Origin of the sequence: uncultured Thiocystis sp. (assembly GCF_903866365.1) — a bacterium.
GTDB lineage: Bacteria > Pseudomonadota > Gammaproteobacteria > Chromatiales > Chromatiaceae > Chromatium.
Genome location: NZ_CAIPNF010000078.1, coordinates 1 through 25,772 on the forward strand (window position 1 = coordinate 1; position 25,772 = coordinate 25,772).

Sequence of the window (25,772 nt, forward strand, 5' to 3'; positions counted from 1 at the left end):
ATCCATGAAAACAGCGTGAAATGGCGTCCATGTCGTGAAAAACGGTCATTCAATAACCGATTGAGGAGAAAGCTACCTTGATTGTCAGCCTTCAGAGCGGCTTCGCCGTGACGTCCGACCTAAGTCGGACAGGCTCCTAGGCGCTGCCCCGGTTTGGCGGCGGGCTCGTCCCCGTGCGCTATGTTTGTTTGTATCGAGCGCGAGAGTGTCGAACGCTGTGCTATGCTTTTTCGGCCTTACCGATTTGAGTTGCCAACACCCAAAAACAAAATCAGGTCTTCACGGACCCAACCTCATCAGGTCGAGACAGCCATGTTGAAAGAACTCATCGAATCACTGCAATCCACGAATCGCGAAAGTCTGGCCAATGCCTTCTCCCGCCTGGGATGGATTGGATTTTGGCTGCAAGTCGTGGTCGGGGCGATCCCGGTCATCCTCATGTTGTATTTTTTCACCTTCGCACAATCCCCGACCGGGCCGCGGGCCGGTTTGCCGGTGGTCGAATTCCTGACGCTGGGTAGCCTTGCCATCCTGGTCTTCACGACCTTCTGGTTCTGGCGTTATACGCGCATCGCCAAGCGGCTGCGGGAGCCCAACTCGACCTTGCCGCTCGACTCCTTGAACCAGACCGTCTGGACCGGGATCACCGCGAGCAGCATCGGCGTCCTATTTTCAGTCAGCGTGATCTTCGTCGAAGCCTCGCATCTGTTGTTCTATTTCCTGTCCTCGCCGCAGGCCGGCGTCCCGATCATCCAGGCCCAGACCGCCGGGAGCAGTTGGGTCTCGGCCGTCGACATGATGAGTCTGATGGCGCTGATCCTGGTGCTCGCCGCCGAGGTGGCGGTGCTGGTGCTCGGACTCTGGCTGCTGTTCCGGACCGCTCAGTCCTGTCAGGCCGCCGCCTGACTTGCCCGCGGGCGCACGCCTCATGCCGCGACGAGCGCTGCGCCTTGCGATCCTGGAGCCACGGACGGCTCCGTGTTTGTAACGGGACTGCATGGCAGTCGCGACGGGGCAAGGCTGGAGATGGATCAGGATCTGGGCCGCGTGGGCGGGACTCGCCCTCGCGGCCCAGGCATATGCCGCCGACCCTCAACCCTATCGCGTGACCCTCGTCCCCACGGGCGATGCCGATCTCGATAGCGCCATCGCGGAGAACTCGCTCCTCATCGGCCTGCGCGAGCGGGCACCCGTCGGTCCCTTTGCTCTGGTGACGCGCGCCGACGCCGACACGGATCGCTTTCTCAAGGTTCTGAACGGCCTGGGCTATTACGACCCGAGGATTGAGGTGCGCATCGCCGGGCGCGCCAGCGACGATCCCGCTCTGCTGAGGCGGCTCGAAGACCTGCCGGCGGATCCCCCCGCACGGGTAGAGATTAACATCGATCCAGGTCCGCTCTACCGCCTGGGCGCGGTCGAGCTTCAGGGGCCGGTGTCAGCGACCGCACGCGCCGCTTTTACCCTGCAACCCGGCGACCCGGCGCGGGCCGCCGCTGTCCTGGCGGCCGGCCAATCCGTCCTCGACACCCTGCTGGAGGAGAGCTTTGCCTTGGCGACCCTGTCCGAACCGGACGCGGTGGTCGATCACGCCGCCCGCACCCTGGATATCCTCTACCTGGCCGAACCCGGCCCGCGGCTCGGACTGGGCGCGGTCGAGGTGATCGGACTCGACCGGCTGCGCAAGGACGCCGTCCAGCGCCGCCTGGGTCTGACGCTCGGCGAGCCCTTCAGCCCGAGCCGTCTGGAGACCGCCCGCCGCGATCTGCTGGCATCCGGGGCGCTGGCCTGGGCGCGACTGACCCCCGCGACCGCGCCGGATGAACAGGGACGCTTGCCGCTCAGACTGGAGGTGGCCGAGCGGCCATTACGCGCGCTCCGTCTGGGCGGCGCGTATTCCAGCGACATCGGCGGCTCGCTCACCGCGTCCTGGACCCATCGCAATCTGTTCGGACGGGCCGAGCAGTTGACCCTCGGGGCCGAGGTCGGAGAATTGACCGCGAACCGGCCCGATGAATTGGGCTATCTCACGACCGTGACCCTGCGTCTCCCGGATGTCTGGCGGCGCGACCTGAATCTGCGCTTCGACCTTGGGGCCACGCGGGAATTTCTCGACGCCTACGATCGTGATGCGGCCAACGCCGCCGTATCCCTGGAACGACGATTTTCCGCCGAATGGTCGGGGCGCGCGGGTCTCGGCTTCGATGTCTCGCGCGTCACCCAGGACGACGTGACCCAGGATTACCGCCTGTTGTCTTTGCCGGCCAGCGTGATGCATGACAGCACCGACGACCCGCTCGACCCGGCGCGCGGGATCCGCCTGACGGTCCAGTTGATCCCCACTGGGGCGCTGGAGGGCGCCGGGCAGGGCTTCGTCCTTGGGCGCGCCACCGGCTCGGCCTATCTCGATCTGAGCAACCTACTCCAGAGCGTCCCCGCACCGGCGGATCGAAGCGGCCGCCGGATTCTGGCCACGCGCCTGGCGCTGGGCAGTCTTGTCGGCACCGCAGCGGATGCGGTTCCGCCCGATTGGCGGTTTTATTCCGGCGGCGGCGGATCGGTCCGGGGCTATCCCTTCCAATCGATCGGTCCAGAGACCTCGTCCGGGCAACCCGCCGGGGGCGACGGCCTGCTGGAAATGGCGCTGGAACTGCGTCAGCGGTTTGGCGCCAAGTGGGGTCTGGCCGGTTTCCTGGACGCCGGCGCGATCTCGGCGAACGGTCTTGCCGGCGCGGATCGCCTCGCGGTCGGATTCGGACTGGGTCTGCGCTATTACACGCCGATCGGTCCGGTGCGCGTGGATGTGGCGACCCCGCTCACCCAGCGCGAGGGGATCGACCCGGTACAGCTCTATATCGGCATCGGGCAAGCCTTTTGATCGCTCGGGCGATGCTTCGGGCCATCTCGCGGCAACTGCTGGTCGCGCTCCTGTTGCCCCTGGCCTTGGCGGGGCTGGTCCTGCTCGCCGCCAACACGCACGCCGGTCAACGGCTCATCGTCTGGGCCATCGAGCAGGCGAGCGACGGACGGATCCTGATCGAGGGCTTGAGCGGAACCTTGCCCGGCGCGCCCCGACTGGCCCGTCTCGACTGGCGCGACGCGGACGGCGCCTGGCTGCGGGTCGAGGATGCCGCCATCGATCTTGACCTCTGGGGGCTGACACGGCGGGAATTGGTCATCGATACCCTGACGGCGCGGGCGGTCTATCTGACGCGGCTGCCGCGCTCGGACGGAACCGACTCCCAACCTCTTAGTCTGCCCCTGTCGGTTCGGTTGCGACGCCTGACCCTTGACTGTTTCGATCTCGATGCAGCCCTGTTGGGTCTGCCCCTGACGTTTTCCGTCGCGGGTAACGCCGTGGCGCTCGCGCCGGGCGGAGCTGAAACGGGTGGCGCGGTGGACGCGGAGGCCATGCTGGAGCTGACCGCGCCTGACGGAACGGGTCGCTATCAACTCACGGGGCAGGCCGTGAACGGACAGTCTCGTCTGCATCTGCGTCTCTCCGAGTCGCCGGACGGCCAACTCGCCCGGTTGGCCAACCGGGCGGGACTCGGCGCGCTGACCGCGCTTGGCGGGATGACCGTCGACGGCACGCTGGCAGGAACCCGCGAGGCGTTGACCCTGGATGCCGCCCTAGCGGTCGGGTCGCTCGTCTTGAACGCCACCGGATCGCTGCATCCGACGCTCGGCGCGGCGACGCAACTGACTCTGGCGGCCAGCGCGCCCGCCCTGACGTTGTCTCCTGAATCCCTGCCCGGCCTGGAAACCCCGCTGGCCTGGCGGCGGGCGGCACTGACGGCGGATCTGCATGGTCCCTGGCGTGCCCTCCAGGGCAGCGCCCAGATCCGGTTTGAAGGACTGACGAGCAGCGACCTGAAGGTCGACCGCCTGACCGCCTCCGCGTTTGGCGAGACCCGTCGCCTGCGCCTGGATGCGCTCGTCGAAGGTCTGAAGACGCCGGTCGATCTGCCCCCAGGGATCGCGGCGGACCCGCTCCGGCTCGCCGGCGAACTCGCCTACGACGACCCGGACTGGCCCTTCCTGCTCCGTCTTCGCCATCCGCTGCTCGACCTTGACGCCCTGGGTCTGGCCCGGCAACTGTCCGAGGCCATCGAATGGACGATGACTCTGCCCAATCTCGCCGCCCTGGTTCCGGGTTGGTCGGGACAGGTGCGTGCGCAAGGGCGTCTCACGGGCGGCTTGAGCGTGCCGGTGCTCACCGCCGTGCTGACCACCACCGACATGGCTGTTCAGATGGCGCCCACGCTCGACGGCACGGCCGATCTCGGCCGTGGCCGGCTCACCGGCCAGCTCCATGCCCGCCTGTCCGATCCCTGGGGAGCGCTCGACCTGACTGGCGACTGGGCCGGTCAACCCGTCTCCATCGCGATCAGCGCCGGGCGAACCGCGAACGAAGGACTGCGACTCTCGCTCGGCGACAGCCGTTGGGGGAGCGTTGCGATCAGCGGCGATCTGGAACTGCCGCTGGGGGCCGCCCAACCCCAGGGAGCGTTACGGCTCAACGCGGCGCGGCTGGCCGACCTCGTCCCCCTGCTGCAACCCTGGACGGGGACCTCGCTCGCCGGCCGTCTCGATGCCAGTCTGATCCTGCCGCCCGCGAGTGCGGCGGAGATCGCGGCAAAGGGGACAGATCTGCTGCTGCCCGGCGCGGTCAGGATGCAGACCCTGGATCTCGACGGACGAGTGACCGACGGACGACTGGCTGACCCTGGGAAGGCGAAGATCCGCGCGCGCCTGCACCTGGAGGGACTGTCATGGGAGGGGCCGAACGGCGTGTCGAACGGTGTCCTGACGGCAACCGCGCAAGGATCGGCGCTCAACCCCGCGCTGACCCTGAACACGGCTCTGACGACCCCGGCTGGCCGGATCGTCCTGAAGGCATCGGGACGCTTCGATCTGCCTGCCCGCCGACTGGCATTCCAGCACCTTGATGCCCGCGTCCAGGACGAATCCATTCGTCTGCTGGCCCCGGCCGTGCTGGATCTGCGCGCCGGGATTGCGGTGGATCGACTGCGCCTGGGATTGCGCAAAGGCAGCATCGAGATTACCGGACGAGCGACGCCCAAACTGAATCTCCGGGCGAAGATTGCCGCGCTCCCGCTGGAATTCCTGAGCCTGGCGGTTCCGGAGTCTCCGCTGACCGGCATTCTGTCCGGCGAGGCCCAGCTCGCCGGCGCGCCAGACGCGCCGCTCGGGTCGCTGCGGCTTCAGACCAAAGGGTTGCGACTGAACACGCTGGCCGGACGCAGCCTCCCGCCCGCCGACATCAAGGCCGACATCGATCTGGAACCGACAGGAACCCGGCTCGCGATCCAGGCCGAGGCTGGGGCGGACAACCGCCTGAGCCTGCGGGGACGCCTCGCCGGACGTCGACCCCTCGTCCCGGAAGCACTGGATCTGCGCGCGACCGGCCAACTGAATCTCAACCTGCTCGACCCGCTGCTCACCGGCAGAGGGCGCCAGGCGAGCGGCCGGGTGACGCTGGATACCGCCATCGCCGGCAGCCCGACCGACCCCCGGCTGAACGGAACGCTCCAGCTCGCGGAGGCCGCCTTCTGGGATCGCACTCTCGGTCTGGCCCTGACCGGGATCGCGGGAACCCTGCGGCTCTCGGGCGACACGCTGCGCGTCGAGCGTCTCGCCGGGACCGCCGGGAGTGGCTCCATCGCGCTCAGTGGCAGTCTCGGCCTGCTGGCGCCAGGCGTTCCGATGGACCTGACGCTGGTCGCGCGCGCGGCCCGCCCGATCCAGAGCGATCTGCTGGACGCCCAGGGGGATGCGGACTTGACGCTGCGCGGAAACCTCGCGGACGGTCCGAAGCTCGTCGGCGCGGTCCGGTTGAGCCGCGTCGAGATCCGTCTGCCCGAACGCCTGCCCGCGAACATCGCCACCCTTCGGGTCCGCGAGCGAGGCGCGCCAATCACGGCGCCGGAACCTCCCTCGGGACTGAGTGGCGCCGCCGCCATCGGGCTTGACCTGACGATTTCGGCGCACCGCGCCGTCACCGTGCGCGGGCGAGGCATCGATGCCGAGTTGGGCGGAGCGGCGCGTCTCGGCGGGACCGTCGCCGCCCCGCTGGTCAGCGGCGGGTTCGACCTGCTGCGCGGACAGTACGAACTGGTCGGGCAGAACCTGCGCTTCAATCGTGGGCGGATCGAATTCGATGGGGCCGCCGGATTCGATCCGAGCCTGGACCTGGAGTCACGCACGAGCACCGACGGCGGTACCGCAATCCTCTCGGTCCTCGGCCGGGCAAGCGCGCCGCGCATCGTGCTGCGGGGCGAGCCCGACATGCCCGACGGCGAGATCCTGTCCCGGCTGCTGTTTGGCGTCGCCGGAGGTCGCCTGTCCGCGCTCCAGGCCGCGCGGCTCGGGATTGCCACCGCATCGCTCGCGGGCATCGCGGTGGACGGACCCGGCCTCCTGGAGCGGGCGCGCGCCCGACTGGGACTGCACCGGCTCATGCTCGGCACCGACGAGCAGGGCCGGACCACCCTGGAAGGGGGGCGGCAGGTGTCCGATGGCGTCTATCTCGGGGTACGGCAGAACGCCCGCGCCGGTGAGCCGCAGGGCGTCCTGCGGATCGAAATCACCCCCAATCTGCGGCTTGAGGCGGATGTCGGCGCCACGGGCGGCACCCGCGCGGGAGCGGCTTACGAGATCGAATACTGACAACCCGACCCAAAGGCCCCACCTTGCAGGAGCGCCACCCTCGAACCTGGCCGTCCCTAGTACAACTGCTCGCAAGTCTTGTTAACGCAGATGGTTGAAGGCGCCAAATGCTTGCAGATGATTCAAGTTTGTCGTTGTCGTAATCGACGATCCGACTACGACTACGACAACGATCGCTGCTCAGCTTGGTCATGACCCGTCGGTCTGAGGCGAAGCCTCGCTAGTTGGCTGGGCTGACGATCCCTTCCTCGATGCGGTCAAGCAGATAGGGGAAGAATGGATTGGAGGACATGCGGATCAGCATGTCCGCGCCGACGATCAGCGCCCCCCGCTCGCCCCGCAGTGACAAGGCGCCCAGACGGATGCCGAAATCCTCCGCGTCGTCGGGCTCCAGTCCATAGAGCGGATCGTTCAGCGGAAAGGGCAAGGCGACATGCGAGAGCGAGAAGATCGTAGACGGATAGTGCAGTCCCAGGCGGTCGATGCGCTCGGCGGTTTCGCCAGCCGGGATGACGCGGGCCACGACCTCGCGGCGGTCGGCAGCGGCGTTGGTGACGAGCGTGGTCCGGTAGGCGCGCGGTGCGGCGGGCAGCAGACGAGCGGGATCCAGATCCCCGCCAGAGCGCAGCAGCGGACCGAATTTGACGCTGCGATTCAGGTCGAACAGCACCAGTTCGCTGCCGTTCGCGGGAAGTCGGGCATAGAGCGATTCCACGATCGCCCGGGTGCTCACGGTGAAATCCACGATCGACTGAAAGGTCAGGATGGGCGGCAAGGCGTTCAGTCGACCATCCTGCGCGGCGCGCGCCAGACGGCGCTGGAGCAGGCGCGACAGCAGCGAGGATTGCCGCGCCGCGTTGACGGGGAAGGAGTTGTATTTGAAGGGATTGAACTCGGGCAGCACGCTGATCCAGGCGGCGTTGGCGAAGGCGGGAAAGATCGCCGGAAGCCCCAGCAGACCGGCGAACCGGGCGAAGGCGGTGATACCGATCATCGGCGAGATCAGCACGATGCGCTCGGCCTGGGGCAGGTCAGGGTCGTCGATGGCGTCCAGGGCGTATTTCATCGCCAGCGCCCCGCCTTGCGAATAGCCGACGAGATGCAGCGGCGTGTTCGGACCCGCGCGCCGCCGGGCTTCCCGCACGGCGAGTTGCGTGGCGGCCGTCCAATCCTCCCAGTCGACCGCGGTCAATCCGCCTGGAACGGTGCCATGCCCCGGTAGCCGGATCGCGCATGCGACATAGCCATGCTCACGGTAGCGCCGGGCGAGGTTGCGCAGACTGTAGGGCGAATCGGTCAGACCATGCAGCAGCACCACGGCCCCGACCGGCGGCCCGTCGGGGTCCAGCACGAAGGAGCGGTTCCAGTCCTGCGCGAAACGGCCGGGATAAAGCGGACTACCGTCGAAATAGCGATTGGCCGGCACCCGGTCCGCCGGGTCCAGTTGCTGGGTCACCGCCGTCTCCAGCTCGGCGAAGATGGCCGACTCGACGTCCAGATAGCCTGTCCAATCGGCGCGCGCCAACTCAGCCGCCGTCAATTCGTCCGGGACATGCGTATGCCAGGGACCGAGCGGCGCGGCACGATGCGCGAGGTAGGCGCGCGCGGCCAGGATGGCGAATAGCCCGATCGCCGCCAAAATCAGGATCCATTTCAAAAGCATCAGGTTCTTCAAGCGCATTCAACCGTGTCAAGGGGCAGGAAGCGTGGCGTGCAAGGTATCATCGCGTCCTGGAAGCTCGTCGGCGGGATGGTAGACGCTCGCCGGAGACACGACAAGACGCGGAGTGGCCAGCGCTCCTTCCACGCAGATGCACGATAAGACGGAGACAGCATGAAACGAGTGTTCACGATCGGCGGCCTGGTTCTGGCGGTGTTGCTCGGATCGGGCGCCTACGTCTATTTTCTCTCCACCAGCAGCACGCTGGAGCGCGCCGAGAGTTTCCAGTTCCGGCGGATGCAGGTGGCGCGGGTCGGCGAGGATGGCGTCTACCGGTTTTTCTACGCGACCAATCGCATCCCCAATGCCGCGAACGATGGCGCGGAGACGCTGCTTGAGGAGCGGTTCAACGCGCAGCGCGACGGGCAGCTTCGGTTTGGCCGTTTCGACACCGCGATCCGCCCGACGCTGGGTCTCGGGATGTGGCTGGACGCGGGCATGTGGTTCCTGGAGGAAGAGATTCGGATCCTTGACGAGACACCCCTGGAGCAAACCGATTTCGCCGCGCAGCTCCGCCAGATGGTGGCCCGCTCGCCCAAGCGTTCCCTGCTCGTCCTGGTCCACGGCTTCCGCACGGACTTCCCGCATGCGCTGCGCGGGACCGCCTTTCTGTCGCACATTCTGGATATCGATACGCCGGTGCTGGTCTTCGATTGGCCGGCCGATCAGGGCAGCTCGCTGCGCGGTTATCGTCGCGCGCAACGCATGGCGACGGAATCGGCGGCGGAACTGGCGGCCACGCTGCGGCTGATCGTCGATGACATCGCGCCCGAGCGGATCTGGCTCGTCGCCAACAGCATGGGCGCGCAGGTGGTCGTGGACACTTTCAGCCTGCTGGCTCGCGATCCCGTCTGGGCGGACGCCGCGCCGGAAATCGCGCAGGTGGTGCTGACGGCCCCCGATGTCAGCCGGGCGCGGTTTACCGAGCAGTTCCGGCATGAGCTCGCCATGCTGGCCGATCGCACCACGGTCTATGTGTCCGCGAACGACCGGGCGCTGCTGGTCAGCCGGGCCATCAACCGCGAGCGCCGGCTCGGCGAAAGCACGCTCTCCAAGACCGACGCGACGCTGGCCAGCACTCCCGATCCGGCGCGGGAGAGCGCATCCGACCCCCTGCCGGAAGAAACGCTGGAGAGGGAACTCGCGGAGGTCCGGGAGGTGCTTGAACTGCTCGAACCCGACAGCGAACGGGTGACTCTGGTCGATGTCACGCCGGTCAATCGCACCCGCAATTTCCACAACTTCAGCTTCGAGGTGCCGGAATACTTCGACGATATCTTTATGCGCCTGCTCAACGAAGAGACGCCCGAAAACCGCCCGCGCTATCGGTTCGTGACCCCGGAGGGCAAAGCCTATTCCGTGTTGACCAGAGGGCGTTAGGCGTTTTTCGGAAAACCGGGCTCATCTGCGGATGACGGTCATCCGCGGGAGATCCGCCTGACGGTCATTCCGCTTGCGAGTCCATGACCGCGATGAGAATGCTGACCGCAAACCTGGATCTCAAGCTGCTGGTGATCGGGCATACGGACATGGCCGGCACCTTCGAGTACAACCGGACCCTCTCCCAGGCGGCACGCCGAAGCGGTGGTCACGGCCCTGGTCCGCGACCATGACGTCGACAAGACGCGGTTGCTGCCGGTGGGCGTATCATTTGCGGCCCCGTTGGCGTCGAATCAGACGGAGGAGGGACGCGCGCAGAATCGGCGGGTGGAGCTAGCAGCCTGTCGGACTTTCCCGGTGCCGAGCGGCACGGCCGCCGGTAGAATAGGCGCATCACTCCTGGGATGCCTGAGCCGATGAGCCGCTTCCGTCCGATTTTTTGGCCGAAAAAAGGCGATTTTCGAGGAAAATAGCCTCTTGATTGTCTTTTCCAGCCAATCCGAACGCTCAAGTCCGACAGGCTGCTAGGAGCGCCGACTCTCATTCGGCTCCGGGGAGACCGATCAGCGGTCTGGCACATGACCGCGATAGGGGTTAGGGTGACGTCAAAAAGCGAGTACAACCATCGTTGTGATCTGGTTAGAGTCAGGGGGAAACAAGATGGATTGGTCTTCGGTGATCGCTGATCCAGTCTTATCGGGACTCCCATTCAAGATCGAGCTGAATGAATGGGGAAAAATCGTGATGAGTCCGGCAAGCAATGCGCACGGCATGTTGCAAACTGCGATTGTTGTTCTCTTGAAAGAACAACTGCCGTCGGGTAAAGCGTTTGTCGAGTGCAGTATTCAGACATCGAAAAACGTCAAAGTCGCCGATGTCGTTTGGTGTTCAAACGAGTTCTTTCGTCAACACGGCAAATCGACACCCTATACCGAGTCACCGGAAATCGTGGTGGAAGTCGCTTCGCCAAGCAATCGCTTGGCGGAACTCGTGGAAAAGAGGGTTTTGTATTTTGAGAAAGGCGCTCAAGAAGTCTGGATTTGCGAGGAAACGGGCGACATGATTTTTTATCGGATGGATGGAAGGCTGGCAGAGTCAGTCGCTTGCCCAGGATTTCCTCAGAAAGTCGAAGCCTGACAAGTCGCTGACAGACTGAGAACACGTTCGACGACTGCCAGGTCATCCGGGTTGTCGATCTGGATCATCTCGCGCGCGCCCAAATATCCCGCGCGCCCTTGCAGGGAGTGCAGCCACAGGGCGGCGTCGGCCATCGCGCCACGCGCCAAGTCATCGCGCGTGCGCTGTGCCGCGTCGCGAAAGTCCATGGTCAGTTTAGCAGCAATTTTAAATTTGCCCCCGCTTCCCGCCCGCGCGGCGTGCGGGAGGTGGTTGCGCCGGCTGAAGAGCCTCCAGCATGAAATCGAACAGGTGCTCCCAGGAATCGAAGGGCAGATACTGGGTCAGTGCATGCAGATGCTCGAAGAACGTGCGACGCGACGGCAGTTGACGGCGCACCGCCTGGTAACCAGGATGGAGTCGGTCAAGCACGGTAAGGACGAGGAACGCCAACAGGATCAGGCTCGCGAACAGGGCAGCCAGATGCCTTTGGCCATGACCATCGTTGTGTTCGAAAGGATATCCCTTGGTCTTGAGGGTATTGTTGTTTTCGTTCTCGATTTTCCAGCGACGGCGCCCGCTCGCCAGCAGGGCGATGACGTTGTCGGCGTTGATCGGCTCGGAACTCGCCCACGCGATGCGGTCGAGCACCTGGCCCTCGGCATCGGTGGCGGTGAGTTCGCACCCGCCGACCAGCCCGGCGTCTTTCCCGTCGCGCCGCGGCAAGTCATTGAGCCACCGAGACGTCTCGGTCAGGCGCTGGGTGCCCGTCCAGCGGGTCTTCACCAAGGCGGACACCTCGCCGCCGCGCGCGAAGTCCGCCACCCATTCGTCGAAGAGCGGATGTGACGGTGGCAGGCAGACGAATAAGAGCGCACCGCCCTGCACGCACCCCACGGCTGGAGCCAGCGGGTGGCCGCCGTGAGTTCACAGTCTTGAATTGATGAAACGCCCTAGATCATCCGCGGGCGAGTGATCGAGACCAGTTGTGCGCTGCCCGGACCGAGTGCGCGCCAATCGTCCGGCATTTCCAGCCGGGCGACGGTCGCGGTCGGCAGCAGCTTGCCATCCTCGGGGATGTCCAGATCCTCGCCGACCAGGTGTCTGACCAAGTCTTCCAGGCCGGGGTTATGCCCGACGATCAGGACTGTGGTGGCGCTGGCGGGACAGCGTTCGAGCACATCGAGCAATTCCGGAACGCCCGCGTCATAGATCCCGGCTTCCAGGACGATTTTCTTTTTTTTGTAGTCCAGCCGTTTGCAGACGATCTCGGCGGTTTGGCGGGCGCGGTCGGCGGGCGAGCAGACGACGTGATCCGGAACCAGCCCCTCGCGGAAGAGCCAGGCGCCGACCTTGGGCGCGTCGTGTTTGCCGCGCTTGGCGAGCGGACGCCGAAAATCGGCGGTATCGCCCGCGCTCCAATCCGACTTGGCGTGACGGAGGATCAGGAGTTCTCGTGACATATGAAAAAAGGGGTCGACGTACTTCAAACGAAGATAACAACCTGGCAATCAGGTGCAATCTTTAAGTTTTAACATATTCGTCATTTTTGCGTCACCTTCAGTCGGTTTCGGCGAGCAGTCGGTCGATCATGCCCTGGGCCTGACGGAGATAGCCGCCGCCGAAGAGATTCAGATGATTGAGGATGTGATAGAGGTTGTAGAGGGTCTTGCGGACGGTATAGCCGGGATCGAGCGGCCAGGCGTCGCGATAGGCGGACTGGAAACGTGCGTCGAAACCGCCAAAAAGCTCGGTCATGGCCAGATCCGCCTCGCGGTCGCCGTGATAGACGGCGGGGTCGAAGATGACCGGCTGCCCGTCGGGCGTGGCGCCAATATTCCCGCCCCAGAGATCGCCGTGCAGCAGGGATGGCGCCGGGCGGTGTCCGATGAGCGCGTCGAGCGCGCCGAGCAGGCGTTCGCCGGACGACCGCAGACCACCGCCATAGCCCCTGGCGGCGGCGAGTTCGAGTTGATACCCCAGCCGGTGCTCGCGCCAGAAGTCGACCCAGTCCGCGTGGGGCGTATTCGGTTGCGGGGTGGCGCCGATGGTGTTGTCGCGATGCCAGCCGAAGGTTTCTGCGGTGGCGCGATGCAACTGAGCCAGTTGCCGCCCGGCGAGCGCGCCGTCCAGCCGCCCGCCGAGATCGAGCCATTCCATGACCAGATAGCATTGCGTGCCGGCGAGACCCGCGCAGACCGGCGCGGGAACACGCATGGCCCCGGCCGCGGCCAGTGCGCCCAGGCCATCGGCCTCCGCCTCGAACATCGCCAGGCGCTCAGCGGCGTTGAGCTTGACGAAAAACCCGCGCCGACCGTCGTCGATCAGACAGGTCGTATTGATGCAGCCGCCGCCGATCGGACGCTGGTGCCGGACCTGGAAGGGCTCGCCGGTGACCGCGCCGATGCGCTCGGCGATCGCGTCCCAGGCGGTCATGCCGGCGTCTCGCGAGCGAGCCGGCGATGCAGTGGGCTGGAGCGGGGAAAGTGGGCGCGCAGAAATTCCATCTGATCGGCCAGGACGTGGCGCCCCATCAGAAAGATGTATTCGGCATGGGTGGGGGCAAAGGGCACGGCGAGCAGTTCCATGCCGGCGTCCTCCGGAGAGCGCCCGGCCTTGTAGTTGTTACAGCGGACACAGGCGGTGACAACATTGTTCCAGTGATCCGCGCCGCCCTTGCTGGAGGGACGGACGTGGTCGCGGGACAGGTGGCGGTCGGAAAAATGCTGACCGCAGTACATACACATGTGGTTGTCCCGCTGGAACAGGGTGCGGTTCGAGAGCGGCGGCATATAATCGTCCTGAAGTTTGTTCAGGGCGTGATGGATGCCGTAGGTGGCGATGATCGAGTGGATTTCGAGCCGGCTCTGGACGCGGGTGATTGCGTTGGTTCCGCCCCTCAGCAGGAAGAGCGGATCCCCGCAGGCGTAGGCGACCTGGTCGAGAAAATAGAGTCGGGCCGCCCCCCGGTAGTCGATCCACTCCAGGGGCATGCCTGCCAGATCCGTTCGCAGTACCTGTTGATTCAGTTGCAACATAGCGAAAACACGGCTCGGTATTTGCGCGAATAATACACACTTGTCTCGCGCGTGCAACCCGAAAATCGCCGTTTCCCATGCGTCCGGTCATCGGTTTGCCAAGGGTGGGCGATTCCCCGCGCGCCCGGTCTCCAGGCGGCACGAGCGGGTCTCTCATGGTCAATCATGCACAGCCCGGAATGGCGATGTGGAAACCCGCGAATTTGTCAAGGCGCTCTTTCGGTCGACGGTGGCGCTATTCGGTAACATATTGAATTTTAAAAGAAGTCATGAACTGGTCAAAGCCTTGCCAAAACCACATAACCTTCGTATTGGCGCTATCCGGAGCGCGATTCACAGAGCCTGTCCACAGACTTATCCACAGGCTTTGTGAGCAGTTTGTCTTTCGCCTTGTCGCACAACCGGTTGCCCCATTTGCACGCGAATTCGCTCGCCGGGGCACCGCTTTGTTGTGTCGGTGTCGCTCAGTGTCAAGCCTGATTTTTCAATCTGGTTGCCGCGGATGTCGAATGCAATCGAAGGCCGCCCATCCAAGGCGCGCGGCAATCCGGCCGGATCGATGATCCTGCCGTGGACCGCCCCGCGCCCGTGAGTCACGTACCGAACCCGTCCGAGCCCGGCCCGACGATCCTGCGAGTCGCCGTGGCGGCGCCGCTGGCGGAGCTGTTCGACTATCTGCCGCCGGTGTCACCCGCTCCCGTCACGCTGACGCCGGGCCTGCGTCTCCTGGTGCCGTTCGGACGCGGCCATCGGGTCGGAATGCTGCTGCGGATCGCCTCCCGCACCGAGCAGGATCCCGCGCGTCTCAAGTGCGTCGAGTCGGTGCTGGATACGCGCCCGCTGCTGTCGCCCGTGGATCTGCGGCTGATCGAATGGGCCGCGGCCTATTATCGGCAGCCGATCGGGGAGGCGCTCTTCACCGCCTTGCCGGCCCGTCTGCGCGATCCGGCGCCCCTGCTCGACGAGCGGATTCCTGGGATCCAGGCCACGCCCGCAGGTCTGACCGTCGCGCTGGACACGCTGAACCGCGCGCCCCGGCAGCGCGATCTGCTGGCCCTGCTCGCGCGCGCCGCCCCGGCGGGTCTGGCCTTGGCCAATCTGAGAGCGAGCCTGGGAGACTGCGCCGCGACCCTGCGCGCGCTGCGCGCGAAGGGACTGATCGAGACCTGCCAACTGGCTCCGGGCCTGACGCCATCCCTGCCGCCGCCGGTCTCGGCGCTCGCCGGTCCCGCACTCAATGCCGACCAGCAGACGGCGGTGAACGCGATCCAGGGCGCGCTCGGCAGTTTCCGCGCCTTCCTGCTCGACGGCGTGACCGGCAGCGGCAAGACCGAGGTCTATATCCGTCTGATCGAGGCGGTCATCGCCGCCGGCGGTCAGGCACTGGTGGTGGTGCCGGAGATCGGGCTGACGCCGCAACTGCGCGAGCGTTTCGTGCAGCGCCTGCCGGGGCCGGTGGCGGTGCTGCATTCGGCGCTCAATGCGCGCGAACGCGAACGCAACTGGCATCGCGCCGCGCTCGGCGAGGCCACGCTGGTGCTCGGAACCCGCTCGGCGATCTTTACCCCTCTCCCCCGGCTGGCGCTGATCCTGGTCGACGAGGAACACGACGCCTCGCTCAAACAGCAGGAGGGATTTCGCTACTCGGCGCGGGATCTGGCGGTGCGCCGCGCCCAATTGACCGGCTGTCCGGTGGTGCTCGGTTCGGCGACGCCCGCGCTGGAGACCCTGCACAATGCGCGGCTCGACCGTTACGGCTGGCTGAAACTGCCTCAGCGCGCCGGTCTTGCCCGCCCGCCGACCATCTCGCTGCTCGATATTCGCAATCAGCCCTTGCAGGCCGGACTGTCGTCCGTGCTGCGCGCCGATATGCGGGCCGAACTCGCGGCCGGCAATCAGGTGCTGCTGTTTCTCAACCGGCGCGGCTATGCGCCGATTCTTACCTGTCACGCCTGCGGCTGGGTCGGCGGCTGTCCGCATTGCGACGCCCGCCTGACCCTGCATCTGCATCCGCGCAAACTCTGGTGCCACCATTGCGGCTGGTCGCAGCCGGTGCCAAGTCTCTGCCCCGCCTGTCAGGGCAGCGATCTGCGCCGGCTGGGGCAGGGAACCGAGCGTCTGGAAGACAATCTGAGACCCCTGTTTCCGGAGGCCGGCATCGCCCGCATCGATCGCGACAGCACCCGGCGCAAGGGCGAACTGGACCGCCTGCTCGGGGCGGTCCAGCGTGGCGAGATCCAGATCCTGCTCGGAACGCAGATGCTGGCCAAGGGGCATGATTTTCCGGGCGTCACCCTGGTCGGCATCCTGGATCTGGACCACGCGCTCTACGCCAGCGATTTCCGCGCCCCGGAACGCACCGCGCAACTCATCGTGCAAGTCGCCGGGCGGGCGGGACGGGCGGAGCGGCCCGGCCGGGTCGTGCTGCAGACCCGTCATCCGGAACATCCCCTGCTGCAATCGCTGCTGCGCGAGGGCTATGGCGGTTTCGCGGCCGTGGCGCTGGGGGAACGACGCGATGCCGAACTGCCGCCCTTCGCCCATCTCGCCCTGGTCCGCGCCGAGGCGCCCGGAGAGTCGGAACCGCTCGCTTTTTTGCGCGCGGCCCGCGCCCTGGCGGAAGGGCTGATCGCGGCCGCGGATACGCCGAGGATCCAACTGCTCGGCCCGATCCCGGCACCGATGGAGCGCCGCGCCGGTCGCTATCGCGCCCAGCTTCTCGTGCAATGCGGCGAGCGTCCGCCGCTCCAGCGTTTTCTGGCGCACTGGAGCCCGGCCCTGCGCGGTCAGCCCCGAACGAGGGGGCTGCGCTGGTCGCTGGACGTGGATCCGCAGGAGATGCTCTAAATCCGCCCATGACGGGCCGGTTTGAAGCTAAATCCGGTCTTTGGAACCGCAAAGGTTGCAGCGTCGCGAGCCGATCCGGGCCGTCCGGGCTGGAAAAATACCGAGCGGTTTCGCTGCGCCCTCAGCCTCTTGCGGCTAAGATATCGAGCTTCGCTAACATCCAGTTTTTCTCCCTGCTTCAGGAGCAACCCGCTTATGTCCGAAATCATCGATGTCCGCGCCCGTGAGGTGCTGGATTCTCGCGGCAATCCGACCGTCGAGGCCGATGTCATCACCGCCGATGGCGCCATCGGTCGCGCGATCGTCCCGTCCGGTGCGTCCACCGGATCGCGCGAGGCGCTGGAACTGCGCGATGGCGACAAGTCCCGCTATCTCGGCAAGGGTGTCCTGATCGCGGTCGCCAATATCCAGGGCGAACTGCGCGAGGCCGTGCTTGGCATGGACGCGGCCGATCAGAAGGCGGTCGATCAAAAGATGATCGAGTTGGACGGGACCGACAACAAGCGCCGGCTCGGCGCCAATGCCCTGCTCGGCGTCTCGCTGGCGGCGGCCCACGCGGCGGCGCAGGAAAAGGCGCTGCCACTGTTCAGGTCGCTGTCCGCCGGTCCCTACCGTCTGCCGGTCCCGATGATGAACATCATCAATGGCGGCAGTCATGCCGATAACAGCGTGGACTTCCAGGAGTTCATGATCCTGCCGGTCGGCGCCCCGAGCATCCGCGAGGCGGTGCGTTATGGCGCCGAGGTCTTCCATGCTCTGAAGTCGGTCCTGAAAGGGCGCGGTCTCGGCACGGCAGTCGGCGACGAGGGCGGTTTCGCCCCCGATCTGTCCTCCAACGAGGCCGCCATCGAGGCGATCCTGGAAGCCATCGGCAAGGCCGGTTTCAAGGTCGGTTCCGACCTCTATCTCGGGATGGACGTGGCGGCGTCCGAGTTCTACAAGGACGGTCGCTATCATCTCCAGGGCGAGGGCCGCACGCTCGACGCGGATGGCATGATCGACCTGCTCGCTGGCTGGGTGTCGCAATATCCCATCATCTCGATCGAGGACGGTCTCGCCGAGGGCGATTGGGACGGCTGGAAGCGGCTGACCGAACGGCTTGGCGACAAGGTCCAGATCGTCGGCGACGATCTCTTCGTCACCAACACCAAGATCCTGCAGGAAGGCATCGACAGGAACATCGCCAACTCCATCCTCATCAAGGTCAACCAGATCGGCACCCTGACCGAGACGCTGGAAGCCATCGCCATGGCCCACAAGGCGGGTTATACATCGGTCGTTTCGCACCGCTCGGGCGAAACCGAGGACACCACGATCGCCGATCTGGTGGTCGCGGCCGGCACCGGTCAGATCAAGACCGGCTCGCTGTCGCGCTCCGACCGGGTCGCCAAATACAACCAGTTGATGCGCATCGAGGATCAGTTGGGCGACGAGGCGGTCTACGCGGGCCGCGCTGCCTTCAGCCGGCTCTGACGAGACGGCTTGCCGGACCTGTCCCGCGTCCGACCGAAGGGTCGACCGGGCCAGGTCCGGGCTTCCATGACTAATCGGGTCTCGACATGCGTTGGTTGATCGCAGTGCTCATCGTGCTTCTGGGGGCGCTCCAGTACCGGCTCTGGGTCGGTCAGGGGAGCCTGGCGGAACTCCATGCGCTGAAGCAGGAAATTGCCTTCCAGGAGGCCGAGATCGCGCGTCTGATGGCGCGCAATCAGCAGCTTCAGGCGGAAGTCGCAGATCTTGGCGAGGGCCAGGAGGCATTGGAGGAGCGCGCGCGAAGCGAGCTTGGCATGATCAAGGCCGGCGAGATCTTTATCCAGGTTATCGAGCGACCCAAACCCACCGCGGAGAGCGCGCCATGAACGAAACCCCGTCGCTCTGGGCGATCCTGCCCGCGGCCGGCGTGGGAAGGCGCATGGGAAGCGCCATTCCCAAGCAATATCTTGACCTGGCCGGCCGGGCGGTGATCGATCACGCGCTGGATCTGTTCATTGAGGATGCGCGGATCGGCGGGGTCGTGGTCGCGCTGGATCCGGCGGACGGTTATTGGGAGAGCACCGCTCATGCCGGTCATCCCAAGGTGATGCGCGCGGCGGGTGGCGCGGAACGCTGCCATTCCGTCCTCAACGCGCTCGCGGCACTTGAGGGTCGTGCGGAAGATGGCGATTGGGTGCTGGTCCACGATGCCGCGCGTCCCTGTCTGCGGGCCGCCGATCTCGACCGCCTGATCGACGCCCTGCTCGGAGATGCCGTTGGCGGTCTGCTCGGGATTCCGGTGCGCGACACCATGAAGCGCGACGACGGCGCCGGGCGGATCACGTCCACCGTCGACCGGGCGAGCCTCTGGCATGCCTATACCCCCCAGATGTTTCGGCTCGGACTGCTGCGCCATGCGCTGCATGACGCCCTGGCCGCGAACGATCTGGTCACCGACGACGCCTCCGCCATCGAGCGTCTGGGCCACGCTCCACGCCTCATCGAAGGCCACGCCGACAATCTCAAAATCACCCGGGCCGAGGATCTTCCCCTGGCCCATTTTTATCTGCGACAGCAAGGGCGGATCGATTCGTCGCGAGGAGACAAAACATGCTGATTGGTCAGGGCTTTGACGCCCATCGTTTCGCGCCGGACCGCCGGCTGGTGCTCGGCGGTCTGACGATCCCCCACGATCAGGGCCTGCTCGCCCACTCCGATGGCGACGCGCTGATCCACGCACTCTGCGACGCGCTGCTCGGCGCGGCCGGGCTGGGCGATATCGGTCATCACTTTCCGGATACGGACGCCGCCTATGCCGGCATCGACAGCCGTATCCTGCTCGGACGGGTGATGGCTAGTCTGGGCCAGATGGGTCTGACCGTGCACAATGCGGACATGACGATCATCGCCCAGCAGCCCAAGCTCGCGCCGCACATTCCGGCCATGCGTGCGATCCTCGCCATCGATCTTGGCTGCGCGCCGGCGCGCGTCAATGTCAAGGCGACCACCATGGAACGCATGGGCTTCACCGGGCGTGGCGAGGGGATCGCGGCCTCCGCCGTGGTGTTGTTGACGGAGCCGGGCGCATGACGCAGGCGCCCCTGCCGTGCTGGACGACCTTCGCGGATCTGCCGAGGGCGCACGGCGAACCCTTGGGGCGCGGGCGTCTGCGGGTCGATCCCGCCGATTTTCAGGTCGAGGAGCGTCTGGGCTTCGCGCCGGACGGCGAGGGCGACCATCTGTTGCTGTGGGTGCGCAAAACCGGCGCCAATACCGAATGGGCCGCTCGCCGTCTGGCGACGCTGGCTGGCGCGTCCCAGTCCGAAATCGGTTACGCGGGTCTCAAGGACCGTCACGCCATCACCAGCCAGTGGTTTTCCGTCCCGCGACCGCGCGACGAAACGCCGGATTGGTCGGCGTTGACCACGGATGGGATCGAGGTGCTCGAAGTCCACTCGCATCGGCGCAAGCTCCGGCGCGGCGCACTGGCCGGGAACCGCTTTCGCCTCCTGATGCGCGACTGCGCGCTGACGGCTCCCGCTCTCGACGCCCGGCTCGATGCGATCCGCGCGCGCGGCGTACCCAACTATTTCGGCGAACAGCGGTTCGGTCACGCCGACGGCAATCTGATTCGCGCCCATGCGCTCTTCGGCGGCACGGCGGGACGAGTACCGCGCCATCAGAAAGGTCTCTGGCTGTCCGCCGCGCGTTCGCAGATCTTCAATCAGCTTCTGGCCGAGCGGGTCCGGCGCGAGGACTGGGATCGCCCCCAGCCCGGCGACTGTCTGCAACTCGACGGCACCCATTCGCATTTTCTCGCCGAGACGATCGACGCAACCTTGACCGAGCGTTGCGCGCGGATGGATCTGCATCCCAGCGGTCCGCTCTGGGGCTCCGGCGCGCCGCCGACGCGCGATTCGATCCAACGGCTTGAGGAGACGGTGGCCGCCGCTTTTCCCGGCTGGCCAGAAGGACTTGCCGCGCAGAGGATGGATCAGGAGCGCCGCGCGCTGCGCTTGCCGGTTATTGGCTTGACCGGACGGTCGACCGACGAGGGGCTTGAGCTGACCTTTGAATTGACCGCCGGCGCCTATGCGACTGCCGTGGTGCGGGAGCTGATGGATTGGGAGCCCGGGAGTTAGCTGATGGCGCTCCCGGAAATCCGCGACGCGGCGCGGATACGAGGTTGACAGCGGCACCGCCTCTGACGAAAGTGATGGGATTGCATTCCAACCGGATCCGTTCGTGTCATGGAACAACTCTCTGCATTCGCCGATCGTTTCTCGTCACAGGCACCGGCCTGCGAATACTGGACCCTGCGCCTGGTCGAGGAAGAGTCCGATCATCTGGAGGTGCGTCAGGGCGTGGTCGAGCCGAGCGCGCTCGACAGCTCGCTGGGCGCCATGGTCACGGTCGTCCGTGGTGGGGGTATCGGCTACGGCGCCACCAGCGATCTGAGCGCCGCCGGTCTGCGCGCCGCCGGCGAGCGGGCGGCGGACTGGGCGCTCGCCCATGCCCGGCTTGGGCTCTTCGATGCCGGTCTGTATCCGCGTGCCAGTACGCGCGCCGACTATCGCTCCACCATCCTGGAATCCTGGAAAGCCATGGCGGTGGCCGACAAGCTGGCGCTGCTCCAAGCCGCCAACACGGCCCTGGCGATCGACGAACGCATCGTCGACTGGGCCGCCTGGCTGATGCGCCGCCGGGTGTCGCAGTTACTGGTGACCAGCGATGGCGGACGGGTCTCCCAGGTGTTCGAGTCGGTCCATCCGGGGCTGTTCGCCGTTGCCAATGCCGGCAGTCAGACCCAGCGTCGGCTGGGCGGCGGGGCGGATTGGGCGCAACAGGGCGGACTGGAACGCCTCGCGGCGGTACGTCTGCTGGACGACGCGCCGCGCGTGGCGGAAGAGGCCATCGCGCTGCTGGAGGCGCCCGAATGCCCCGAGGACACCCGCGATCTGATCCTGCTGCCGAGCCAGATGGTGTTGCAGATCCACGAGAGCATCGGTCACCCGCTGGAACTGGATCGCATCCTCGGCGACGAGCGCAACTATGCCGGCACCAGCTTCGTCACGCCCGGTATGTTCGGCCGCTATCGCTACGGTTCCGAACTCCTCGATGTCACCTTCGATCCCACGGTTCCCGGCGAGCTGGTGTCCATGGTCGCCGATGACGAGGGCGCGCCGGCCCAACGCGAGTATCTGATCCGCCGGGGCATCCTGGAGCGTCCGCTCGGCGGTCCACTCTCCCAGGCGCGCGCCGGTCTGCCGGGCACCGCCAATACCCGCGCCAGCGGTTGGGATCGTCCGCCGATCGACCGCATGGGTAACCTCAATCTGGAGCCGGGAGAGGGCAGCCTCGACGAGCTGATCGCGCGGGTCGAGCGTGGCGTCCTGATGGACACCAACCGTTCCTGGTCGATCGACGACAGCCGCAACAAGTTCCAGTTCGGCTGCGAACTGGGACGCCTGATCGAGGACGGCGAACTCAAGGGGCTGGTGCGCAATCCGGGCTATCGCGGCATCTCGGCCGAATTCTGGCGCCGTCTCGACGGGGTCGGCGGTCCCGAGACCCTGGAGATTCGTGGGGTGACGAACTGCGGCAAAGGCGAGCCGAATCAGTCGGTGTCTGTCGGTCATGCCTCGCCACCCTGTCTGTTTCGGGACGTGGCCGTGTTTGGAGGTGGCGAATGAATCAGGATGCCTTTTTCGCCTTGGCCGACCGGCTCCAGTCTGGGCTCAGCGGTGCCGAGATCCTGTTCTGCAACCTGAGCGGGGAGGCGTCGGACTTCGTGCGTCTGAACCGCAACCGCATCCGCCAGGCCGGTCATGTGCGCTCCGCCGCGCTAGCCCTGAATCTGATCGATGGGGCGAGACAGGTCGAGGGAAGCTGCGACCTCACGGGCGATGCGCGACAGGATCTCATCCGGGCGCGCCATCTGCTCGCGCGATTGCGCGAACGTCTCGTCCATGTTCCGGACGACCCCTATCTCCACTATTCCACCGAGCCCGGCGAGAGCCAGCGCAAGGTCGGCGAACAAATCCCGCCCGCCGAGGAGGCCATCGCCGAACTCATCGCCGCCGCCGCTGGCCTGGATCTGGTCGGCATCTGGGCCAGCGGCGAGATCCATGAGGGACTGGCGAGTTCCATCGGTCATCGTCACTGGCACCAGAGCCTGAGCTTCAACCTTGATTGGAGCTGTTACCTGGAAGCTGACAAGGCGGTCAAGGCGGGTCTGGGCGGTTTTCATTGGGAAACCGCGACGCTCAACCGCAAGCTCGACGCCCTGCGCGAAGGGCTGCGGATTATGGCCCGGCCCGCGCGCACACTCGAACCGGGCCGTTATCGCGCCTATCTGGCCCCGGCGGCGGTCAATGAACTGATGGGCATGCTCGCCTGGGGCGGGTTCGATCTCAAGAGTCATCGAACCCATCAGACCCCCTTGCTCCTGATGACGCGCGGCGAGCGCCGTTTCGATCCGCGGGTCCATCTCCGCGAGGAGCACGCACGCGGTCTGGCGGCGGGTTTTACCGCCGAGGGTTTCGTCAAGCCGGACCGCGTGACGCTGATCGAAGGGGGCACTTTCGGTCAGTGTCTGGTGGATGCGCGCAGCGGCAGGGAGTACGGCGAGACCGTCAATGCGGCGAGCGGCTCGCCCGAATCGCTGGGGCTCGACGCGGGCGATCTGCCGATGGACGAGGCGCTCTCCCGGCTCGACACCGGTCTCTATATCGGCAATCTTTGGTACTGCAACTGGTCGGATCCCAACGATTGCCGCGTGACCGGCATGACCCGCTTCGGCACCTATTGGGTGGAAAATGGCGAGTTCGTTTCCCCGGTCAAGGTCATGCGGTTCGACGACAGCCTCTATCATCTGCTGGGCGACCGTCTGGAAGCATTGACCGCTGAGCGCGAACTGATTTTGTCCGCGCAGACCTATGATGGTCGCTCGACCGACAGCGCGCTGTTGCCAGGGTTGCTGGTGTCGGGGATCAATCTGGCGCTTTAATCATTAAGGATGCCGATCACGATGAAACTCGCGAGATTGACGATGCGACCGGCGATCCTACTGCTGACCCTCCTGGTGACCGCCGAGCTTGGCGCGGGTGAATTGTACCGATGGGTCGATGATCAGGGTCAGGTCCATTTCGGCGATCGTCCCCCGTCGAATCCGGCGGTTCCGGTCCAGATTCAGCCATTGCCCGCGCCCGCGCCTCAGCCAGCGGATGACCCCTATTCAGTGATGAATCAGGTCAGACGCCTGGAGGCTGAACGCAAACAGCTCGAAGCCACGCGTCGCGAAGAGCAACTGAGACGGCTGGAGGAGGCGCGCCATCTCGCGGAGATTGAAGCGTCCCGCGCCCGCGCCCGACAGGCGGATGCCGAAGCCGAGCGTGCGCGTCGAACCCTATACCCTCTCTATCCAAGATTCCGGCGGCCTCCCTGCCCACGCCCCGATCAGTGCCCCGACAGGCGGGATCATCCGCCACGGCACTCCGAACCGCGCCCGCTCCAGCCCGACGGGCGGTCGCTGCCCCGTCCAGAACGCTCCCTGACCGTTCCAGGGCGAGTGCTGAATCCCGCGCAATGATCTCAGCCACCTTGGCGTTGATCCAGCCACGTGGAGATCGACCGACTGCGTCGCCTTGGGAAAATTTGAACAGATGAATTGACAAAAAAAAATTTATCGACATAATGCCGAGATAATTTAAAAATACAGTTTCAACCAAGCGCCCGTAGCTCAGCTGGATAGAGTACCTGGCTACGAACCAGGTGGTCGGGAGTTCGAATCTCTCCGGGCGCGCCAAATTTTTCAAGGGGTTGGCTGACATTTCAGCCGCCCTCCCCAACCTCAACGTGACTCAATCGTGACTCGCCAGCCTCTAACACGGAGACGGCGGCTCGCGTCTGGGCCGGTGATAGATGTGCATAGCGCTCGGTCATCTTGACTGTGCTATGGCCGAGCACGTCGCGCACGTCCATCAATGGCACCCCCAACTGCACCAGCCAGGCCGCGCAGGTATGCCGCAGGTCGTGAAAGCGAAAGTCGGCGATGCCCGCGTTGCGGCAGGCGGTCGCAAAGCTCCGCTTGACGCTCCCGATCCGACTCCCGTCCAGATCGCTGAACACCCAGGATGTCGTCGGGCACTGCTCTTCTCGCCAGTGGGCGCGGTTAAGCAGAGCCTCGCGGGCCACGGCATTGACGGGCACGGCCCGTCGTTTGGCCGCTTTGGTATGCCGGGCCTCCAGGTAGATCAACCCCTCATTCAGATCGACCCGGTTCCATTCCAGACCGAGCAACTCACCCCGACGCATCCCGGTATGCAACGCCAGCACAATCAAAGGCGCCAAATGCGGTGCCTTCGGCTGCGCTTTCGCTGCCCCAATCAGGTTGGTCGCCTCGTCGCGGGTGATCCAGCGCAATCGCCCTTCCGGCTCCTTCAACATGCGTCCCGGCACCGGATTGGTGATTGGCCATTCCCATTCGCGCACCGCATAAGCGATCGCGGCCGAGAGCACCTCCAGCTCACGGTTGATGGTACTGTTGGAGACGCCTTCGCCTTTGCGCCGCCGAATGTAGACCGTGATCTCCGCGGCTCGCAGCTGCTCGATCGTCGCCCCGGCGAAGCTCAGACGCAGCCGGCGCACATGCATGTGCACGGTCGATTCACTGCGTCGCTCGCCCGCCGTCGCCTTCAAATACTCCAGCATCAGATCATCGAAGCTATGGGTCGGCAGCTCATCCCATTGGCGTTGTCGATGCGCCTCCAGTTTCCACTTGGCTAGGAGCGCGTCGGCTTCGCGCCGCCCCTCGATCGACCGCCGGATCCCAGTAGAGCGTCTAACTCGTTTGCCACTTGCGTCGACGAAGGACGCCCAATAGTAGGGCGAGTCGTGACGTTCGTAGAGACCATCCTGGTCCGTGTTTTGTCGCTTTCGTTGCATGGGTTCTTCTCCCGCAGACCCTGCCCCACGCAGGTTGGATTATTACTCGCAGTGCTCGCGCG

Annotated in this window: 22 protein-coding genes and 1 tRNA gene; 16 read left to right on the forward strand and 7 right to left on the reverse strand. The window is 65.6% G+C overall.

The features are described 5' to 3' along the window. Positions 1-312: 312 nt before the first annotated feature. From QZY07_RS05095 to QZY07_RS05105, 3 genes are all read left to right on the forward strand, one after another. Positions 313-906 carry a DUF3611 family protein gene (locus QZY07_RS05095; RefSeq protein WP_295400323.1) on the forward strand — a complete coding sequence of 198 codons (594 nt, stop codon included), beginning with the start codon at positions 313-315 and terminating at the stop codon, positions 904-906. A 91-nt stretch (positions 907-997) separates the two neighbouring features. Continuing rightward, the gene (locus QZY07_RS05100; protein WP_295400325.1) at positions 998-2,875 is read left to right on the forward strand and encodes a BamA/TamA family outer membrane protein; all 1,878 of its coding nucleotides are present in this window, start codon (positions 998-1,000) and stop codon (positions 2,873-2,875) included. An 11-nt stretch (positions 2,876-2,886) separates the two neighbouring features. Further along, positions 2,887-6,690: a translocation/assembly module TamB domain-containing protein gene (locus QZY07_RS05105; protein WP_295400327.1), complete on the forward strand. Its 3,804-nt coding sequence runs from the start codon at positions 2,887-2,889 to the stop codon at positions 6,688-6,690. 220 nt (positions 6,691-6,910) lie between these two features. On the opposite strand, the gene QZY07_RS05110 is transcribed toward QZY07_RS05105, so the two are convergent. Then, complete coding sequence (locus QZY07_RS05110) at positions 6,911-8,353, reverse strand: alpha/beta hydrolase (RefSeq protein ID WP_295400330.1); 1,443 nt, start codon at positions 8,351-8,353, stop codon at positions 6,911-6,913. A gap of 171 nt (positions 8,354-8,524) precedes the next feature. On the opposite strand from QZY07_RS05110, the gene QZY07_RS05115 reads away from it, so the two are divergent. From QZY07_RS05115 to QZY07_RS05125, 3 genes are all read left to right on the forward strand, one after another. Further along, entirely contained in the window at positions 8,525-9,790 is a 1,266-nt protein-coding gene (locus tag QZY07_RS05115; RefSeq protein ID WP_295400332.1) for an alpha/beta fold hydrolase, read from the forward strand. A 98-nt stretch (positions 9,791-9,888) separates the two neighbouring features. Continuing rightward, a complete protein-coding gene (locus QZY07_RS05120) occupies positions 9,889-10,023 on the forward strand; it encodes a hypothetical protein (RefSeq protein ID WP_295400334.1) in 135 nt (44 codons plus the stop codon). A gap of 427 nt (positions 10,024-10,450) precedes the next feature. Beyond that, a complete protein-coding gene (locus tag QZY07_RS05125; RefSeq protein ID WP_295400336.1) occupies positions 10,451-10,927 on the forward strand; it encodes a Uma2 family endonuclease in 477 nt (158 codons plus the stop codon). Here QZY07_RS05125 and QZY07_RS05130 read toward each other — a convergent pair. The 5 genes from QZY07_RS05130 to QZY07_RS05150 form a co-directional block, all read right to left on the reverse strand. Then, positions 10,909-11,115, reverse strand: coding sequence for a hypothetical protein (locus tag QZY07_RS05130; RefSeq protein WP_295400338.1), 207 nt, complete (start codon positions 11,113-11,115; stop codon positions 10,909-10,911). The genes QZY07_RS05125 and QZY07_RS05130 overlap by 19 nt on opposite strands. A gap of 19 nt (positions 11,116-11,134) precedes the next feature. Then, positions 11,135-11,803: a hypothetical protein gene (locus tag QZY07_RS05135; RefSeq protein ID WP_295400340.1), complete on the reverse strand. Its 669-nt coding sequence runs from the start codon at positions 11,801-11,803 to the stop codon at positions 11,135-11,137. A gap of 56 nt (positions 11,804-11,859) precedes the next feature. Next, the gene (locus QZY07_RS05140; RefSeq protein ID WP_295400342.1) at positions 11,860-12,369 is read right to left on the reverse strand and encodes a histidine phosphatase family protein; all 510 of its coding nucleotides are present in this window, start codon (positions 12,367-12,369) and stop codon (positions 11,860-11,862) included. Between the two features lie 97 nt (positions 12,370-12,466). After that, a complete protein-coding gene (locus QZY07_RS05145; protein ID WP_295400344.1) occupies positions 12,467-13,342 on the reverse strand; it encodes a fructosamine kinase family protein in 876 nt (291 codons plus the stop codon). Continuing rightward, positions 13,339-13,944: an HNH endonuclease gene (locus QZY07_RS05150; RefSeq protein ID WP_295400347.1), complete on the reverse strand. Its 606-nt coding sequence runs from the start codon at positions 13,942-13,944 to the stop codon at positions 13,339-13,341. The genes QZY07_RS05145 and QZY07_RS05150 overlap by 4 nt, the downstream gene beginning before the upstream one ends. A gap of 588 nt (positions 13,945-14,532) precedes the next feature. On the opposite strand from QZY07_RS05150, the gene QZY07_RS05155 reads away from it, so the two are divergent. The 10 genes from QZY07_RS05155 (at position 14,533) to QZY07_RS05200 (ending at position 24,571) form a co-directional block, all read left to right on the forward strand. After that, entirely contained in the window at positions 14,533-16,791 is a 2,259-nt protein-coding gene (locus QZY07_RS05155; RefSeq protein WP_295400349.1) for a primosomal protein N', read from the forward strand. 195 nt (positions 16,792-16,986) lie between these two features. Beyond that, a complete protein-coding gene (eno, locus tag QZY07_RS05160; RefSeq protein WP_295400351.1) occupies positions 16,987-18,264 on the forward strand; it encodes a phosphopyruvate hydratase in 1,278 nt (425 codons plus the stop codon). 86 nt (positions 18,265-18,350) lie between these two features. Beyond that, positions 18,351-18,650: a cell division protein FtsB gene (gene ftsB, locus QZY07_RS05165; protein ID WP_295400353.1), complete on the forward strand. Its 300-nt coding sequence runs from the start codon at positions 18,351-18,353 to the stop codon at positions 18,648-18,650. Continuing rightward, on the forward strand, positions 18,647-19,381 hold the full coding sequence (gene ispD / locus QZY07_RS05170) for a 2-C-methyl-D-erythritol 4-phosphate cytidylyltransferase (protein WP_295400354.1): 735 nt from the start codon (positions 18,647-18,649) through the stop codon (positions 19,379-19,381). The genes ftsB and ispD overlap by 4 nt, the downstream gene beginning before the upstream one ends. Further along, on the forward strand, positions 19,375-19,854 hold the full coding sequence (ispF, locus tag QZY07_RS05175) for a 2-C-methyl-D-erythritol 2,4-cyclodiphosphate synthase (protein ID WP_295400357.1): 480 nt from the start codon (positions 19,375-19,377) through the stop codon (positions 19,852-19,854). The genes ispD and ispF overlap by 7 nt, the downstream gene beginning before the upstream one ends. Continuing rightward, on the forward strand, positions 19,851-20,906 hold the full coding sequence (gene truD, locus QZY07_RS05180; protein ID WP_295400359.1) for a tRNA pseudouridine(13) synthase TruD: 1,056 nt from the start codon (positions 19,851-19,853) through the stop codon (positions 20,904-20,906). The genes ispF and truD overlap by 4 nt, the downstream gene beginning before the upstream one ends. A gap of 108 nt (positions 20,907-21,014) precedes the next feature. Then, positions 21,015-22,457 carry a TldD/PmbA family protein gene (locus QZY07_RS05185; protein WP_295400361.1) on the forward strand — a complete coding sequence of 481 codons (1,443 nt, stop codon included), beginning with the start codon at positions 21,015-21,017 and terminating at the stop codon, positions 22,455-22,457. Continuing rightward, entirely contained in the window at positions 22,454-23,773 is a 1,320-nt protein-coding gene (locus QZY07_RS05190; protein WP_295400363.1) for a metallopeptidase TldD-related protein, read from the forward strand. Before QZY07_RS05185 ends, QZY07_RS05190 begins: the two co-directional genes overlap by 4 nt. Positions 23,774-23,794: 21 nt before the next feature. Next, positions 23,795-24,355: a DUF4124 domain-containing protein gene (locus tag QZY07_RS05195; RefSeq protein ID WP_295400365.1), complete on the forward strand. Its 561-nt coding sequence runs from the start codon at positions 23,795-23,797 to the stop codon at positions 24,353-24,355. Between the two features lie 139 nt (positions 24,356-24,494). Continuing rightward, positions 24,495-24,571: transfer RNA gene (locus QZY07_RS05200), tRNA-Arg, on the forward strand. A gap of 26 nt (positions 24,572-24,597) precedes the next feature. Here the strand turns inward: QZY07_RS05200 and QZY07_RS05205 are convergent. Continuing rightward, positions 24,598-25,710, reverse strand: a complete 1,113-nt coding sequence (locus QZY07_RS05205) for a site-specific integrase (RefSeq protein ID WP_295400367.1) — start codon at positions 25,708-25,710, stop codon at positions 24,598-24,600. Positions 25,711-25,772: the final 62 nt, after the last annotated feature.